This window comes from Microbacterium sp. HM-570, assembly GCF_054165885.1.
In genome coordinates this window covers 1125625-1142473 of sequence record NZ_CM135111.1, presented here as the reverse complement: position 1 = coordinate 1142473, position 16849 = coordinate 1125625, and the positions used below count along the sequence as shown (strand labels likewise).

Genomic DNA, 16849 nt, shown 5'->3' with positions numbered 1-16849 from the left:
GGCCGGCCCGCGATTGTTCGCGGGCCGGCCATGGGTATTACTCGACGACGATGAGGTCCAGAGCGGCCTGCATGTTGTCGCGCTGCGTGTCCGAGATCGGGGCGCTGCCGGCTGCTGCTGCCGCCTCGTCCTGGCCCTCGGGGCTGATGACGTACTCGAGGAAGCCCTTGACCAGCGGCGCGGTGGCGGCGTCGACGTACTCCTCGCACGCGATCATGTAGCTGACCAGGACGATCGGGTACGCGGCCTCGTCGGGTGTGCGGTCGAGGTCGATGGCGAGGTCACCGTCGGTGCGGCCTTCGGCGCGGGGCGAGAGGTCGACGATCGCGGCAGCGGCCTCGGGCGAGAATGAGACGAACTCTTCGCCGATCTGCACCGCGACAGTGCCGAAGCCCTCTGCGCGCGACGCGTCGGCGTACGTGATCGCGCCCTGTCCCGCCTCGACGGCGGAGACGACACCCGACGTACCCTGAGCTGCCTCGCCGGTGACGGGGGTGGCGGGCCATTCGCCGTCGGCCTCGTACGTCCACACCTCGGGTGCGGCCTGGGCGAGGTAGTCGGTGAAGTTCTCGGTCGTGCCCGAGTCGTCGGCGCGGTGCACCGGCGTCACGGCCAGGTCGGGAAGGGTGACGCCCTCGTTGAGAGCGGCGATCGCCGGGTCGTTCCAGTTGGTGATCGTGCCGGCGAACAGGCCCGCGATGGTCGCCGGGTCCATGTTCAAGGTGTCGATGCCATCGATGTTGAAGATGATCGCGATCGGAGAGATGTACGAGGGGATCTCGATGATGCCCGTGCCTTCGACGCAGCCGTCGAAGGGTCCTTCAGCGATCTCGTCTGTCGTGAACGCGCGGTCCGAGCCGGCGAAGCCGACGGCTCCGGCCTGGAATGACTCGCGGCCGGCGCCGGAGCCCGACGGGTCGTAGCTGACGGTGACGCCCTCGTTGAGCATCTGGAAGCCGGCCGACCAGGCCTGGACGGCTACTTCCTGCGCGGACGATCCTGCGCCGACGAGCTCGCCGGTGAGGTTGCTTTCGTTGGGCTGTTCGCTCGTGCTGCCGCCGGCCTCGTTCGAGGCGCAGCCGGCAAGGGCAAGGGCGGCGACGGCGCTGATGGCCGCAATCCGCGAGATTCGGGTGATCTTCACTGTGTTTCCGTTCGATCCGTTGACAGGACGTGTCCCGGTGCAGGGCACACAGCGACGGTAGGAGCGACGCCTTAAGAGAGTGGGCCAGAGTGGTGAACGGAAGGTGAACGGGATCGGGCGCGGCGGGAGCGTTCACCGGGGCGGAATATGCTGTGCGGCATGCCCCAGACCAGCGAAAAAGAGCAGGCCGCGCGAGCGGCGATCGACGACGCGGCGAAGGTCGCGAAGCAGGCTCGCAAGGCCGCGAAGGACTTCCCGCCGAAGGCAGCCGAGAAGGTGCGCGAGCTCGCGGCCGAGGCGGAAGCACGAGCGGATGTCTCGAAGAAGACTCTGCGCAAGAAGCCCGCAAAGGTCGCGGCCAAGGCGAAGGACGCCGCCGCGGAGGTACGCAAGGCCATGGCGGCCGCGTTCGCGAAGGTCGAGCGCAAGGCTGTACTGAGGGCCGCGGCCGAGCGTGCCGCGGCTGATGCTGCGCGGGCGGAGGCGGAAGCACAGGAACAAGCCGCGTCTGCCAAGGCCCTGAAGAAGGCGTCCGCGAAGGCGGACAAGGCAGCCCGTCGCGCAGCCGACGAGGCCGACGAGGCCGTGGCAGCTCTCGAGCCGGGGGACGTTCCGGCGGACGAGCCGGAGCACAGCGACCCCGCCGCGGCACCCGGGGAAGGATCCGATGCGTCCGCCGCTGCCGCCCCGGACCTCGCTGGCCTGTCTGTCGCCGACCTGCGCGTCCGCGCCCGGGAGTCCGGACGCACCGGCTACTCGCGCTTGACCAAGGCGCAGCTGATCGACCTCCTCTCGAGCTGACGTGACCGATCTCGCCGCCCCGGCATCCGCGACCCCGTCGCGCCAGCCGGAGCTCGACCGGCGTGCCCACGCACCGGCCGAGCGCACGCTCCTCGACATTCTGCGCTCGACGACCGAGCGCTACCCCGAGGCGTCCGCAATAGACGACGGGTCGGGGGCCCTGAGCTATCGCGAGATGATGGCGCGCGTGGGCCGGACGGCCGCGCGGCTGCACGAGGCGGGGGTGCGGCGGGGAGACCGGGTCGGCGTGCGGATGTCGTCGGGCACGAAGGAGCTCTACATCTCGATCCTCGGCGTGATCGCCGCCGGGGCGTCGTACGTGCCGGTCGACGCCGACGATCCCGAAGAGCGCACGGTGCTCGTCTTCGGCGAGGCGGCTGTGCGGGGTGTGATCGAAGGGTCGGGTGATTTCCGGCCGACGGTCGTGGATGCTGAGCCCGAGGCATCCGCCCTCTTCCGCGATGACGTGCCGCACCCGAGCACCCACGCGGTCGTCACGGTGCCGCCACCGGCTCCGGACGACGACGCGTGGGTCATCTTCACCTCGGGTTCGACCGGAACGCCGAAGGGCGTGGCTGTCAGTCACCGTTCTGCCGCGACCTTCGTCGATGCCGAGGCTGCGCTGTTTCTGCAGGGCGACCCGCTCGGTCCGGGTGACCGTGTGCTCGCGGGTCTGTCGGTCGCGTTCGACGCGTCGTGCGAAGAGATGTGGCTCGCCTGGCGGCACGGAGCCTGCCTGGTGCCCGCGCCGCGCGCGCTCGTGCGGTCGGGCGAAGACCTCGCCCCCTGGCTCGTGCGTCAGCAGATCACGGTCGTGTCGACCGTCCCGACGCTGGCCGCCCTCTGGCCCGCCGAGTCGATCGAGAACGTTCGACTGCTGATCTTCGGCGGCGAGGCATGCCCGCCCGAACTCGCCGCCCGCCTGACCGAAGAGGGCCGCGAGGTCTGGAACACGTACGGCCCGACCGAGGCGACGGTCGTCGCGTGCGCGGCGCTGCTGACGGGCGAGCCGCCCGTGCGGATCGGGCTGCCCCTCGACGGCTGGGCGCTCGCGGTCGTGGATGCCGAGGGTGCCGCGGTCGCCGAAGGAGAGGTCGGCGAACTGATCATCGGGGGAGTGGGCCTCGCTCGCTATCTCGACCCCGCAAAGGACGCGGAGAAGTACGCCCCGATGCCCTCGCTCGGCTGGGACCGCGCCTACCGCTCGGGTGACCTCGTCCGTTACGACCCCGCGGGTCTCGTCTTTCAGGGACGCGCCGACGACCAGGTCAAGATCGGCGGTCGCCGCATCGAGTTGGGCGAGGTCGAGTCCGCGCTGCAGGCTCTGCCCCACGTCGGGGGCGCCGCGGTGGCGGTGCGGCGGACGGATGCGGGAGTCGACATCCTGGTCGGCTACCTCGTCGTAGACGAGGGGTTCGAGCGCCAGCCGGCCCGCGCCGAACTCGCCGCGACCCTGCCCGCGCCGATGGTGCCGCTGCTGGCGGTCGTCGACGACCTGCCGGTGCGCACCTCGGGCAAGGTCGACAAGGCCGCCTTGCCCTGGCCTCTGGCCGGTATGCCGGCCGAGGAATCAACGCTGACCGGCGTCGAGGCATGGCTCGGTGAGCAGTGGCGGGCGGTGCTCGGGGTGTCGGTTCCCGATGCAGACGCCGACTTCTTCGACCTGGGCGGGGGGTCGCTCGCCGCGGCCCAGCTGGTCTCGCGCATCCGGGTGCGCTCGCCGGAGTTCGCCGTCGCCGACATCTATGACCTGCCGCGCCTCGGCGCGATGGCGAAGGCGCTCGGGCCGCTCGGCGACGACGTGGCAGGGACCTATCGCGAGCCCACACCGACACCCCGCTCGACGCAGATCTTGCAGACGATCATGGGCGTTCCGCTGTTCATCCTGAGCGGGGTTCGCTGGCTGCTCTACCTCTTGACCGGCAGTGCCCTGTTGCACCTCGTGCCCGGCTTCGAGGCGCTCCCCATCGTGGACTGGTGGGTGCTCGTTCCCGCGCTGCTGATCTTCGCGACCCCGTTCGGACGGATGACGATCTCGGCCGTTGCTGCGCGCATCCTGCTCGCCGGGGTACTGCCGGGCGACCACCCCCGCGGCGGACACGTGCACATCCGCCTGTGGCTCGCCGAGCAGATCGCCGATCAGGTCGACGCGGTCGGACTCGCCGGGGCGCCGTGGATCAGCTACTACGCCCGCGCACTCGGCGCGAAGATCGGCCGCGACGTCGACATGCACACCCTTCCCCCGGTCACGGGAATGCTGCAGATCGGCGACGGCGCGAGCATCGAGCCCGAGGTCGACCTGACGGGCTACTGGATCGACGGCGACGTCGTCCGGATCGGCGAGGTGCGTATCGGGGCGCAGGCGACGATCGGGGCGCGGAGCACGCTAGCCCCGGGCACGCGGATCGGCCGCCGTGCCGAGATCGCGCCCGGGTCCGCTGTCTTCGGCCGGGTGCGCGCCGACCAGCGGTGGGCGGGCTCACCCGCTGAGCGAGTCGGTGGCGCCGCCGAGGATTGGCCGCGTGAGCGCCCGCCCGCGCCCACTCGGTGGCTGTGGGCCTACGCCGCGTCGTCCGCGTTGCTGGCCCTGCTGCCGTTGGTCGCCTTCGCGGCCGGCGCGCTCGTTCTGGCGGCGGGCATGCGCGGCGCGGACTCGCTCGGGGCGGCTGCATTCGCCGCGTTCGCCTGGCTCGTGCCCGCTGTGCTGGTCACCGGGCTGGTGTTCGCGGCATCCGTCGTCATCTGGGTCCGCCTGCTGCAATGGGGTCTTGCCGAGGGCACCTTCCCGGTGCGGAGCGCGAGGGGATGGCGCGCCTGGACGATCGAGCGTCTGCTCGACTCCTCGCGCACGACGCTGTTCCCGCTCTACTCGAGCCTGTTCACACCGGTCTGGCTGCGGATGCTCGGAGCACACGTCGGCCGCGATGTCGAGGCATCCACCGTCCTGCTGATCCCCGCGATGACGACGATCGAAGATGGCGCATTCCTCGCCGACGACACTATGGTCGCGTCCTACGAGCTGCGCGGCGGATGGATGCGGATCGGGCCGGTGAAGATCGGCAAACGTGCGTTCCTCGGCAACTCGGGTATGGCGGCACCGGGTCATCGTGTGCCGAAGGGCGGGTTGGTAGCCGTGCTGTCAGCGGCGCCACTCAAGGCAAAACCCGGTACCTCGTGGCTCGGTTCGCCCGCCGTCCGCCTGCGCCGGGTCTCGAGCGACGCCGATGAGAGTCGCACCTATCAGCCGAGTACGGCTCTCCGGATCGCCCGCGCCCTGTGGGAGCTGTGCCGCATCGTGCCCGTCATCGTGACGTGCGCGATCGGTCTCGGTGTGGTGTTCGTGCTCGCACTGCTCGTGCAGACGTTCGGCGCGATCGTGACGGTGCTGCTGTCGGGTATCGTCATGCTCGTCGCCGGCGCGGCCGCGGCGGGTGTCTCGACGCTCGCAAAGTGGGCTCTCGTGGGCGTCATCCACGCGGGAGAGAAGCCGTTGTGGTCGAGTTTCGTCTGGCGCACCGAGGTGTCCGACACCTTCGTCGAGATGGTCGCGGCGCCCTGGTTCGCCCGCGCGGCGACCGGCACGCCCGCGCTCGCCGTATGGTTGCGCTCGCTCGGCGTCAAGATCGGGCGCGGTGTCTGGTGCGAAAGTTACTGGCTACCCGAGCCCGACCTCGTGACATTGGGCGATGCATCCACGGTCAACCGGGGTTGCGTTGTGCAGACGCACCTGTTCCATGATCGGATCATGAGCATGGATGTCGTCACGATCGAACCCGGCGGAACGCTCGGCCCGCACAGCGTGATCCTGCCCGCGGCATCGATCGGCGCTCACGCGACGGTCGGACCCGCGTCGCTCGTGATGCGCGGCGAGACGGTGCCGGTCGGCAGCCGGTGGAGCGGCAACCCGATCGGCCCGTGGCGCGCGGTCAAGGTTCGCTCGTACCAGACGAGCTCGCACTGATGGCCGCGCGATGACCGGCGCTCAGCTGCCGGCGCCCGATGCCTACGCCCCGCAGAGCGGGGACCTGTCGTACGACGTCGAGTCGTACGACATCGAGATCACCTACAAGCCGTCGACCAACCGGCTCTCGGGTCGCGTTGTCATGAACGCCGTGGCGCGGCATCCGCTCCGCTCGTTCGCGGTCGACCTCGTGGGCCTGCGCGCCTCGAAGGTGCGTGTCGACGGCGACCGCCGCACGGCGTATCGCCAGGGCCCGCGGATGGTTCGAGTGACCCCCAGTGCTCCGATCGCGCTCGACGAGCGGTTCTCGGTCGAGATCACCTACGCCGGGGCGCCGGCACCGCGCCGGTCGCGGTGGGGAACGATCGGGTGGGAAGAGTTGAAGGATGGCGCCCTCGTCGCCGCCCAGCCGACCGGTGCACCGACGTGGTTCCCGTGCAACGATCGGCCCGACGACAAGGCGACGTACCGGATCTCCGTGACGACGGATGGCGCCTACGGTGTGATCGCGACGGGCGAGCGCGTCTCGCTTGCGCGTGCGGGTGCTGCGGCGACGTGGGTTTTCGAGCAGCCTGCGCCGACCCCGACCTACCTGGTGGCGGTGCAGATCGGTCACTATGCCGAAACTCTCGTCGATCTCGACGGTGTTCCGGGAGCGGTGCATCACCCGCGGGCGCTTGTCGTTCCTGTCACAGCGGCCTTCGCCGATCTGCCGGACATGATGCGGGTCTTCCAGCGTGCGTTCGGTCCCTATCCGTTCGCACGCTACGACGTCGTCGTGACGGCCGACGCCCTCGAGATCCCGCTCGAGGCGCAGGGGATGGCAACCTTTGGCTCGAATCATCTCGACGGTTCGGAAGAGCGTCTCATCGCCCACGAGCTCGCTCATCAGTGGTTCGGCAACAGCGTCGGGCTCGCGCACTGGCGCGACATCTGGTTGAACGAGGGATTCGCCTGCTACGCGGAGTGGATCTGGTCCGAGGCCTCCGGTGGCCCGTCCGTCGAGGCCTGCGCCGCCGCGCACCATACGATCCTGCGGGCGCTGCCGCAGGATCTGCTGCTGTCCGACCCCGGGCCCGACCTCATGTTCGACGACCGCGTCTACAAGCGCGGCGCGCTGACCCTCCATGCCCTTCGCCTGCGGGTGGGTGACACGACGTTCTTCGAGATCCTGCGTCGCTGGTGCGCCGACCACCGACACGGTCTCGTGACGAGCGAGGACTTCGTCGTGTGCGCGGAGGCGATCGCCGACGAACCTCTGGCGGATCTGTTCATGAGCTGGCTGTCGCAGACACCGCTGCCGACGCTGCGTCCGGCCTCACGCTGAGGCGACCGCGAGCGAGATCACGACGCCGCGCGGTCCGCGCACCCGCAGCAGACGGGGACGGATGCCGAGGGCACCGTTTCTCGCACCGTCTGTCGCACCGTCGCCGGCGATGCTCCCGTGGACTCCCCGCAGCGTCCGCTCGATGCGGACCCGGGCGGGCTCGACGGCGAGGCCGCGGCCGTCGGCCTTCAGCACCGCCTCGACGCGCGTCCAGTGGCGGAGCGAGGTGTGCTGCCCCGGGGTGATGAGCCCCCGCAATCCGTCCTGACGCACCCTGTTCCCCGCGCGTTCGGCGTCGATTCCGAGCGCGAGGACCCGGCAGGCGTCCGTGACGGCGACCACCACCAGGCGGGCCGTATACGACACGCTCGCGTGGATCGGTGCCCCGGTGACGACGGGGCGTCCGTGGTCGGTGGCGCCGCAGCGCTCGCACCGTCGGCTCACGACGACCGGGCCGCCCGTCGACGCGGTCGCGATGCGCGCAATCAGGGTGTCTGCAACATCCCGGCGGGTCCTCTCGAGCGGCACCGTCTGCCAGGCGACTCGCACTCCCGCGAGCAGCGTGCTTTCGGGCTGCGAGCTCACTCTTTCGGGGTGTGTGTTTCGATCGCGACGATGCCCGATCCGGGGTTCGTGGCCGACAGGTGCACGACCGAGAATGCCGCGAAATCCAGCGTCGAGGCACTGCCGAGATACGACCCGCGCAGCGTGCCGGTCGCCAGAGCGATTTCGCTCATGATCTCGGGCAGCACCGGCCCGTGGCTGCACAGGATGGCCGGCTTTCCCGAGCGCACGCGTTTACCCACGATGGTGCGGATGTCCGCCCGGCCCTGCTCCCAGGCATCCTGGCTGATCAATTCCGTGCGCCACACGGGTTTGCCGAGCGCGGCCGCGAAGGGGGTGACGGTCGTCACGCAGCGCACCGCGTCCGATGAAATGACCCTGCGCGCCCCGAATGCGAGGAGTGGTCCGACGATCGCGTGTGCCTGGCGGGTGCCGCGCGCGGTCAGCGGACGCAACGCATCCGTTCCGCTCCAGGTGTCCCGGCCGACCGCCTTGCCATGTCGCAGCACGATGAGGGGGAACGTGTGGAGCACTCCGTCGTCGACGAATTTCATGAAGGCGTCGAGAATCTCGAGATCGACGGGGTAGCTGAGGTAGGTCCGCGCGCGCTTGGGCGTGACCCACTCGAGGGCCGCAACCTCTTTGTTCGGCACGAACCGCGAGGCCCGGATCGCGTCATCCGTCGCCTCTGCAGACCAGTAGTGCACGATCTTCTGTCGTTTGTTCGGCATCCGATAACGCGAAACCCCTACCGGGATGCCAAGGGCGACACGGATACCGGTCTCTTCGAACACCTCGCGCACAGCCGTCTCGGCCAGCATCTCGCCCGGATCGACCTTGCCTTTGGGTAGGGTCACGTCGGCGTATGCCGTGCGGTGGATGACGAGGATATGGAGCTTGCCCTCGACCAGCCGCCAGATCACCGCGCCCGCCGCGTAAACGGCGGTGTCCGTCATCGGACCGCCCGCGCGCGGCGGCGGCGCTGGACGTCGTGCATCGTCTTGTCTTGGATGTCGACGAGGGGTTTACCGTCGGCATCCGTACTCTGGCGAATCCACTCGCCCTCGGGTCCCAGCCACCACGAGCTGGTTCCGTCGCTCATTGCGAGATCGAACAGGTCGTCGAGCTCCTTCAGGTGCGCGGGCGCGACAACGCGCACGAGGGCCTCGACGCGGCGGTCGAGGTTACGGTGCATCATGTCGGCGCTGCCGATGTAGACCTGACGGTCGCCGCCGGCCTCGAACGCGAAGATGCGCGAGTGCTCCAGGTAGCGGCCGAGGATACTGCGCACCGTGATGTTCTCGCTGACGCCCGGGATGCCCGGCTTGAGTGAGCAGATACCCCGCACCCAGATCTCGATCTGGACACCCGCCTGGCTCGCGCGGTAGAGGGCGTCGATGATCTGCTCGTCGACCATCGAATTGACCTTGAAGCGGATGCGCGCGGGCTTACCCGCCAGCGCATTGCGACGCTCCTTGTCGATCAGGCGCAGCAGACCCTTGCGGAGATGCAGGGGGGCGACCAGCAGGCGTTTGAACTTCTTCTCGATCGCATAGCCCGAGAGTTCGTTGAACAGGCGCGTCAGGTCACGACCGACCTGGTCGTCGGCGGTGAACAGGCCGAAGTCTTCGTAGATGCGGCTCGTCTTGGGGTTGTAGTTTCCCGTGCCGACGTGGCTGTAGCTACGCAGCACACCGCCCTCTTCGCGGATGACGAGCGCCAGCTTGCAGTGCGTCTTCAATCCCACGAGGCCGTACACGACGTGCACGCCCGCCTTCTCGAGCTTGCGGGCCCACACGATGTTCGCGGCCTCGTCGAAGCGGGCCTTGATCTCGACCAGCGCGAGCACCTGTTTGCCCGCCTCGGCCGCGTCGATCAGTGCCTCGACGATCGGGCTGTCACCCGACGTACGGTACAGCGTCTGCTTGATCGCGAGCACATGCGGGTCTTTCGCGGCCTGTTCGAGGAACGCCTGAACGCTCGTCGCGAAAGACTCGTACGGGTGGTGCACCAGCACATCGCCCTGGCGGATGGACGCGAAGATGTCGGCGCGCTCGTTGTTGTCGCCCGGCTGGAAAGCCAGCGCCGTGGTCGGCAGGTGCGGCGGGTAGTGCAGGTCGGGGCGCGAGATCCGCGAGAGGTCGAACAGACCGCGCAGGTCGAGCGGCGCGTGCAGACGGAAGACCTGCTGTTCGGTGATGTCGAGCTCGCGGATGAGCAACCCGAGCGTCACTTCGTCCATGTCGTCGGTGATCTCGAGGCGGATCGGCGGCCCGAACCGGCGCCGCAGCAGCTCGGCCTCGAGGGCCTGGATGAGATTCTCGGTCTCGTCCTCTTCGATCGTCATGTCTTCGTTGCGCGTCAGGCGGAACGCATGGTGATCGAGCACTTCCATACCCGGGAAGAGGTCGACCAGGTTGTTCGAGATCAGATCCTCGAGCGGCAGGTAGCGTCCGCGTCCGGCGCTCGCGGCGCCCGGCACCTCGACGAACCGGGGCAGCATCGGGGGGACCTTCAGGCGCGCGAACTCCTGGCGGCCGGTGCGGGCGTTGCGGATGCGCACGGCCAGGTTGAGCGAGAGGCCCGAGATGTAGGGGAACGGATGCGCGGGGTCCACCGCCAGCGGCATCAGCACCGGGAACACCTGCGACTGGAAATATTCGTACAGGGCGAGGCGGTCTTCATCGCCCAAGGCATCCCAGGTCACGACCTCGATGCCTGCCGCCGCGAGGTCGGGCTGCACGACCGAGCGCCATGCCTCGGCGTGACGCAGCTGGAGCTTGTAGGCCTCCGCTGAGATGTCGGCCAGGACGTCCGAGGGCGACCGGCCGACATTCGTCGGGACGGCGAGGCCCGTGATGATTCGGCGACGGAGCCCCGCGACGCGCACCATGAAGAACTCGTCGAGGTTGCTGGCGAAGATCGCGAGGAAGTTCGCACGCTCCAGAACGGGCACCGTCGGGTCTTCGGCGAGCTCGAGGACGCGTTGATTGAACGCGAGCCAGCTCAGTTCGCGGTCGAGATATCTGTTCTCGGGGAGTTGTGAGTCGAACGCCTCGACGGCTTCATCGAAGTCGTCATCGTCGGCATCGCCCAGACCAGCGTCGAGGATCGAGGATTCGAGCATGCTCCATCATTGCAGGGCGCAGGTGTCCAGCGGGTAAACCGGATGGCCCCCGGGAGTCAGCCCTTGCGACCGCTGCCGGTGGGAAGCTGGTCGTCTTCGTAGACGTTGAACCGATAGCCCACGTTCCGGACCGTGCCGATGAGCTGCTCGAGGTCGCCGAGCTTGGCGCGCAGGCGCCGCACGTGTACGTCGACGGTGCGGGTGCCGCCGAAGTAGTCGTAGCCCCACACCTCGCTCAGCAGCTGCTCGCGGGTGAAGACCCGCGAGGGGTGTGTGGCGAAGAAGTGCAGGAGCTGGAACTCCTTGTACGTCAGGTCGAGGGGTTTTCCGTGGACCTTCGCCGAGTACGAGGACTCGTCGATCGTGATTCCGGATGTCTGGATGCGGGTCGAGACCTGCTCCTGCGTCATCCGTCCCATGGCCAGGCGAACGCGCGCGTCGACCTCTGCGGGGCCCGCGCTGACGAGGATGACGTCATCGACGCCCCAGTCGGTGCTGACCGCGGTCAAACCGCCCTCCGTGACGACCAGCATGAGCGGCGCGTCGAGGCCGGTCGTATTGAGGATCTTGCAGAGGGACTTCGCGCCGACCAGGTCGGTTCGTGCGTCGACGAAGATGACGTCCGCGCTCGGTGCGTTCACGAGTTGTGCCGGTTCGGCGGGAATCTGCCGGACTCGGTGGCTCAAGAGTTCCAGGGACGGCAGAACGGGACCGCTGCCGTGTGCGGAACTCAGGACGAGCAGTTGGGCCACGCGTTTCCTCTCGGGCGACGCCCCCAGGGCCGTCGTGGCCCCCCATCTTACGCCGACCGCGGGAATGCCACGGCCCGTGGGTCGTGGCGGGCTCGCGCGCTCGCCTCCCGTGGGGGAAGATGAAGGCATGTCGGCACCCGAACTCGCTCCCCGCTCGAGCGTCGGCGGTATTGCTGCGGTCTGGATCGCGGCCCTCCTCGCCGGGATCGCCGTGGCGATCTTTGTGCCCGCCGCTTACCAGGCGCAATGGTTCGTCCTTGCCCTTGCAGCCAGCCTGCTGGTCTCGTTCGGTGTGCAGCTGGCCTACGGGCGATCCACCGGGTTCATCCGGCGGGTGGCCGCGAGTGTGCTCGGTGCGCTGCTGGCGCTCGGCATCGTCTCGGCCGGAGTCGGCCTTGCGACGATCATTCCTGGCTGATCCGGCATTCCTGGCTGATCCGGACAGGCCGTGGCGGGCTAGAGTATGAGCATGGACCTCCTCGCTCTCGAGATCTTCTTCGTGGGTCTCCTCGCACTGGCATCGCTGGCGATCGCGTTCGTTTCGGGCGTGGTGATCGTCAACCTCTATCGCGGCCAGCGCTGAGCGGCCCGATCGTGATCGATCTGCCGACCGACCTACCCGCCGACCTCGTACCGCTCTCGTGGCTGGTCGGGGTGTGGGAGGGAACCGGCGTGATCGACTACGAGGCAGCGGGTCACCGCTACGCGGGTGAGTTCGCCCATCGTGTGAGTTTCAGCCACGACGGCGGCGACTACCTCAACTACTCCGCGAGCGCCTGGATGTCTGCGGAGGACGGCTCGGGCGTGCAGCTGGTCGCCGAGACGGGGTACTGGCGTCTCGCCCGCACTCTCGGTGACGCCGACGCCGGTCCCGGTCTGCTTCCTGCTCGCTCGCCCGCACCCGCGCGAACGGTCGACGATGTCGAGGCTTTGCGCTCTGCCGAGGGCGGCTTCGAGATCGAGGCTGCGATCGTCCACTCGGACGGTATCTCCGAGCTGTACCTGGGGCATGTGACAGGACCGCGGATCGATCTCGCGACCGACGCCGTCGTGCGCCCCTCGGGTGCCAAGCACTACGCCGCCGCAACGCGGTTGTACGGGCTCGTCGACGGCCACCTGCTCTGGGCGTGGGATATCGCCGCGCTCGGCAACGAACTGCGCAGCCACGCGTCCGCGCGTCTCGCGAAGGCCGAGTGATGACGTCTCCGTTCGCCGCGCTCCCGGGTGCCGTCACCGACGAGTCGGCCACTCCGACCGAATCGGGGGGAGCGCCGCTGCACTTCGGCACCTTCCTGCGTGAGCAGCGACTGCTCGCCGAGGGCCGCGCGATCGTCCACCTTGGTGACCGGGTCGTCCTGTCGGTGACGGGCGCCGATCGCCTGACCTGGCTCGACTCGATCACGTCGCAGCACCTGGCGCGTCTCGAGCCGGGGCGCGCGACCGAGCTGCTCGTCCTCGACCCGCACGGACACGTGGAGCACGCGGCATCCGTCCTGGACGACGGGGTGACGACGTGGCTCATCGTCGACGCGACCAGCGTCGAAGCGCTCGCGACCTGGCTGAAGAGGATGGTCTTCCGCGCCCAGGTGGTCGTGACGCATGAAGCCGACATGACCGTGCTCGGCTCGTTCGGTGGAGGCATGGCCGAGGCCCTGATCGCGCCCCACGTCCACGCACCCGCGGGTGTGTCGCTCGTGTGGATCGATCCCTGGTCGCACGTGGCAGTGGGCGGACACCAGTACGCAGCGGGCCCCCACCCCGGTGCCGATTGGAACTGGCGCCAAGCGATCGTGACGACGGATGCTGCGGCCGACATCGCCGCCGCGATCCCCCGCGCCGCGGACGTCGAGGCCGCCGGGTTGATCGCCGCCGAAGCGCTCCGCATCGCGGCGTGGCGCCCCCGCCGCGCCAACGAGGTCGATGAGCGCACGCTGCCCCACGAACTCGACTGGTTGCGTTCGGCCGTTCACCTCGACAAGGGCTGTTACCGAGGGCAGGAAACCGTCGCCAAGGTCCACAACCTCGGCCATCCGCCACGCCGCCTGGTGTTCCTGCACCTGGACGGCAGCGACGCGGTTCTGCCCGAGCCGGGTGCGCCCGTCTCGCTGGCCGGCACGGAGGTCGGGCGCGTTACGTCGGTCGCGCTCCACCACGAGCTCGGCCCGATCGCGCTCGCCGTAGTCAAGCGAACCCTGCCGATCGACGCGACTCTGACCGTCGCGGCGGGTGACGAGACCGTGCTCGCGGCGCAGGAGGTCATCGTCCCGCCGGGAGCGGGAGCCGAGGCATCCGTCCCGCGCCTGCCGCGGCTATCGGCGCGCGCCCGCGCGTGACCGGCGCCGCCGGTCGTTCCGGTTCGGACGATCCGAGGCAGGAACCGCTTCCGCCCATCACGACCGCCGTTCCGGTGAGGTTGCGTGACCGCTTCGATCCGCGACCGGGCGTACGCCGCGTTCAGAACTCCGCGTTGCCGATCATCCAGATCGTCGTCGCGGCGACCGCCGCGTACGCGTTCGCCTACTTCGTGGTGGGACATCAGACCCCCCTGCTCGCCGGGACGGTGACCGTCGCGAGCTTGGGACTCGTGCGCGATGCCCGCCCGCGTCGGGTTCTCGAAACGGTCGTCGGGATGATCCTCGGCATTTTGATCGCCGAGGTCCTGCTGCTCGTCGCGGGACGGGGATGGTGGCAGGTGGGGCTCGCCCTGGCGGTGACCCTCGTGGTGGCACGGTTCCTCTCGCCCCAGGCGAGTTTTGCGATCGCCGCCGCGATCCAGTCCCTCATCGTGCTGATCATCCCCGCCTCGACGAGTGTGCCGTTCTCACGCATGCTCGACGGCGTCGTCGGGGGAGTGGCGGCCCTGTTGGCTACGGCGCTGATCCCGCGCAGTCCACGGGGCGAAGCGCGTCGGGACGTGGCGACGCTGTTCCGCGCGTTCGACGGCGCCGTGATGAGCCTTGCCATCGCGCTGCGCCAGGGCGACCGTGCCCGTGCCGAGCGCGGGCTGCAGAAGGCGCGCGCGCTCGACCCGCTCGTCCGGGCGTGGCGCGAGACGTTGGAGTCTTCCGTGGCCATCGCTCGCATTTCGCCCTGGCTCTGGACCAGCCGGGCAGAGTTGGCGCGGGCCGAGCGCGTGCTGGCCGCCATGGACCTCGCGACCCGGAACCTGCGTGTTGTCGCGCGGCGGACGGCCTATCTCGTGGATGACGGTGTGCCGCGTCCCGTTGCCGCGGATCTCGTGATGACGCTCGGTCGGGGGGCTTCGCTCGTGGAGCAATCGCTGGCGGACATCTCCCTCGAGCCCGTCGCTCAAGAGGCCCTCGCCGGGATCGCGCACCATCTCGATCCCACCGAAGTGGTGCCGGGCGCAGGCTTCGGCGATCAGAACCTCATCGCCGCACTGCGACCGTTCGTCGTCGATCTTCTGATCGGTGCGGGCATGCCCGCCGATCAGGCGCGTGCCGCTATCCCGCGTCTCTGACGTCGCCCATCAGCCGGGAGCGACGGCCGACCACGGCAGGGTCAGTTCACCCAGCCGCCACCGGGTGCGTCCGCCGAGCACCGGCACGCCCGTTGCTCGTAGCGTTTCGACCGCGGCGATCCAGCGTTGCTGGGGACTGAAGACGCCCAAGGGCGCGGCTCGGGTCCATGCCGTGTCGAGCGCGGAGAGCACGGCGTGCACACGCTCACCCGGGACATTGCGGTGGATGAGTGCTTTGGGGAGACGCTCGGCGACGATCGAGGGCAGATCGAGGTCGGCGAGCCGCAGCGCGATGGTCAACCGGACCGGCTCGCTTCCGGGGTTCACATCGACCCAGGAACAGACACGGCCGACCTCGTCGCAGGTGCCTTCGATGAGCGCACCCGCGGGCTGGAGTCGAGCGGATGTCAGGGCCCAGGCATCCGCGACCTGCTCCTCTTCGTACTGGCGCAGCACGTTCATCGCCCGAACCAGGACGGGCCGTCGTCCGCCGGGGAGGGGGAGCTCGAAACCACCGAGCTCGAAGCGGGCTCGGGCGTCAGGTGCGAAGGATGTCTTGCCCGCGCGCACCGCCGCGAGCTGTTCGCGTGCCCGTGCAACGCGTTCGGGGTCGATCTCGACGCCGACGACCTCGACGTCGGCGCGCACCCGCGCGAGGCGCGTCCAGAGTTCCAGCGCCGTCACCGCACTGGCCCCGAATCCGAGATCGACGACGAGCGGATCGTCCGTTCGGCGCAGGGCGGGCAGCTCCGCAAGATACCGGTCGTTGCGCCTCAGCCTGTTCGTGCCCGTCGTCCCGCGCGTCGTCTGCCCAACGGGGCGACCCGCAGGAGGACGGTGTGCGGGCGGGCGCTGCGCGGTCATCCCTCCATGATGTCGGGAATGTCCTTCACCCGGCGCCGATATCATGGGCGCATGACCGAGCCTTATACGTTGATCCTGCTCCGCCACGGCCAGAGCGAGTGGAACGAGTTGAACCTCTTCACCGGTTGGGTCGATGTGCGCCTGACGGACCTCGGCAAGGCCGAGGCCAAGCGGGGCGGCGAACTTCTCGCCGAGGCGGGTCTGCTGCCAGACGTTCTGCACACCTCTGTGCTCAGCCGTGCGATCCAGACGGCCAACATCGCGCTCGATGCCGCCGACCGCCTGTGGATCCCGGTGACCCGCACGTGGCGCCTGAACGAGCGTCACTACGGCGCGCTGCAGGGCAAGGACAAGGCGCAGACCCTCGCCGAGTTCGGCCCCGAGCAGTTCATGCTGTGGCGCCGGTCGTTCGACGTGCCGCCGCCCGAGATCGCCGACGACGACGAGTTCAGCCAGGTCTCCGACCCGCGCTACGCCGGAATCGACGGCGACATCCCCCGAACCGAATCGCTCAAGCTCGTGATCGACCGCATGCTCCCCTACTGGGAGAGCGGCATCGTTCCGGACCTGCGCGCCGGCAAGACCGTGCTCGTCACAGCGCACGGCAACTCGCTGCGCGGACTCGTGAAGCACCTCGAGGGCATCAGCGACGACGACATCTCCGAGCTCAACATCCCGACCGGCATCCCGCTCGTCTACCGCCTCGGCGAAGACCTGCTGCCCCTCGGACCGGGCGAATACCTCGACCCCGATGCCGCCGCGGCCGGAGCCGCGGCCGTCGCCGCACAGGGTAAGAAGTAACGACCCCGTTCAGCACGAAAAGGGACC

At 69.2% G+C, this 16849-nt stretch carries 14 protein-coding genes; 8 read left to right on the top strand and 6 right to left on the bottom strand.

Going from position 1 to position 16849, the window contains the following annotated elements; genetic code table 11:
- Window positions 1-37 precede the first annotated feature (37 nt).
- Window positions 38-1144: a phosphate ABC transporter substrate-binding protein PstS gene (locus tag ACT9TC_RS05330; RefSeq protein ID WP_458042370.1), complete on the bottom strand. Its 1107-nt coding sequence runs from the start codon at window positions 1142-1144 to the stop codon at window positions 38-40.
- Window positions 1145-1303: 159 nt separating this feature from the next.
- Here ACT9TC_RS05330 and ACT9TC_RS05325 point away from each other — a divergent pair, with 159 nt between their 5' ends.
- The 3 genes from ACT9TC_RS05325 to ACT9TC_RS05315 are packed head-to-tail and all read left to right on the top strand — an operon-like array spanning window position 1304 to window position 7233.
- Window positions 1304-1945, top strand: coding sequence for a hypothetical protein (locus ACT9TC_RS05325; protein WP_458042369.1), 642 nt, complete (start codon window positions 1304-1306; stop codon window positions 1943-1945).
- Between the two features lies 1 nt (window position 1946).
- Window positions 1947-5906, top strand: a complete 3960-nt coding sequence (locus ACT9TC_RS05320) for a Pls/PosA family non-ribosomal peptide synthetase (RefSeq protein ID WP_458042368.1) — start codon at window positions 1947-1949, stop codon at window positions 5904-5906.
- A 10-nt stretch (window positions 5907-5916) separates the two neighbouring features.
- Entirely contained in the window at window positions 5917-7233 is a 1317-nt protein-coding gene (locus tag ACT9TC_RS05315; protein ID WP_458042367.1) for a M1 family metallopeptidase, read from the top strand.
- Here the strand turns inward: ACT9TC_RS05315 and ACT9TC_RS05310 are convergent.
- The 4 genes from ACT9TC_RS05310 to ACT9TC_RS05295 are packed head-to-tail and all read right to left on the bottom strand — an operon-like array spanning window position 7225 to window position 11676.
- Window positions 7225-7818: a 4'-phosphopantetheinyl transferase family protein gene (locus ACT9TC_RS05310; protein ID WP_458042366.1), complete on the bottom strand. Its 594-nt coding sequence runs from the start codon at window positions 7816-7818 to the stop codon at window positions 7225-7227. The two genes, ACT9TC_RS05315 and ACT9TC_RS05310, sit on opposite strands and share 9 nt — an antisense overlap.
- Window positions 7815-8753 carry an NUDIX hydrolase gene (locus tag ACT9TC_RS05305; RefSeq protein ID WP_458042365.1) on the bottom strand — a complete coding sequence of 313 codons (939 nt, stop codon included), beginning with the start codon at window positions 8751-8753 and terminating at the stop codon, window positions 7815-7817. The genes ACT9TC_RS05310 and ACT9TC_RS05305 overlap by 4 nt, the downstream gene beginning before the upstream one ends.
- Window positions 8750-10924: an RNA degradosome polyphosphate kinase gene (locus tag ACT9TC_RS05300; RefSeq protein WP_458042364.1), complete on the bottom strand. Its 2175-nt coding sequence runs from the start codon at window positions 10922-10924 to the stop codon at window positions 8750-8752. The genes ACT9TC_RS05305 and ACT9TC_RS05300 overlap by 4 nt, the downstream gene beginning before the upstream one ends.
- A 56-nt stretch (window positions 10925-10980) precedes the next feature.
- Window positions 10981-11676, bottom strand: coding sequence for a winged helix-turn-helix domain-containing protein (locus ACT9TC_RS05295; RefSeq protein ID WP_036297825.1), 696 nt, complete (start codon window positions 11674-11676; stop codon window positions 10981-10983).
- 127 nt (window positions 11677-11803) lie between these two features.
- Here ACT9TC_RS05295 and ACT9TC_RS05290 point away from each other — a divergent pair, with 127 nt between their 5' ends.
- From ACT9TC_RS05290 to ACT9TC_RS05275, 4 genes are all read left to right on the top strand, one after another.
- Window positions 11804-12094: a hypothetical protein gene (locus ACT9TC_RS05290; RefSeq protein WP_458042363.1), complete on the top strand. Its 291-nt coding sequence runs from the start codon at window positions 11804-11806 to the stop codon at window positions 12092-12094.
- 176 nt (window positions 12095-12270) lie between these two features.
- Window positions 12271-12873 carry an FABP family protein gene (locus ACT9TC_RS05285; RefSeq protein ID WP_458042362.1) on the top strand — a complete coding sequence of 201 codons (603 nt, stop codon included), beginning with the start codon at window positions 12271-12273 and terminating at the stop codon, window positions 12871-12873.
- Window positions 12873-14009 carry a CAF17-like 4Fe-4S cluster assembly/insertion protein YgfZ gene (ygfZ, locus tag ACT9TC_RS05280; RefSeq protein WP_458042361.1) on the top strand — a complete coding sequence of 379 codons (1137 nt, stop codon included), beginning with the start codon at window positions 12873-12875 and terminating at the stop codon, window positions 14007-14009. The genes ACT9TC_RS05285 and ygfZ overlap by 1 nt, the downstream gene beginning before the upstream one ends.
- Before the next feature lie 134 nt (window positions 14010-14143).
- Entirely contained in the window at window positions 14144-15157 is a 1014-nt protein-coding gene (locus ACT9TC_RS05275) for an FUSC family protein (protein ID WP_458042360.1), read from the top strand.
- Between the two features lie 9 nt (window positions 15158-15166).
- On the opposite strand, the gene ACT9TC_RS05270 is transcribed toward ACT9TC_RS05275, so the two are convergent.
- Window positions 15167-16021 (bottom strand): class I SAM-dependent methyltransferase, encoded by an 855-nt coding sequence (locus tag ACT9TC_RS05270; protein WP_458042359.1) that lies wholly within the window; start codon window positions 16019-16021, stop codon window positions 15167-15169.
- A 51-nt stretch (window positions 16022-16072) separates the two neighbouring features.
- On the opposite strand from ACT9TC_RS05270, the gene ACT9TC_RS05265 reads away from it, so the two are divergent.
- A complete protein-coding gene (locus ACT9TC_RS05265) occupies window positions 16073-16822 on the top strand; it encodes a phosphoglyceromutase (protein ID WP_458042358.1) in 750 nt (249 codons plus the stop codon).
- Window positions 16823-16849: the final 27 nt, after the last annotated feature.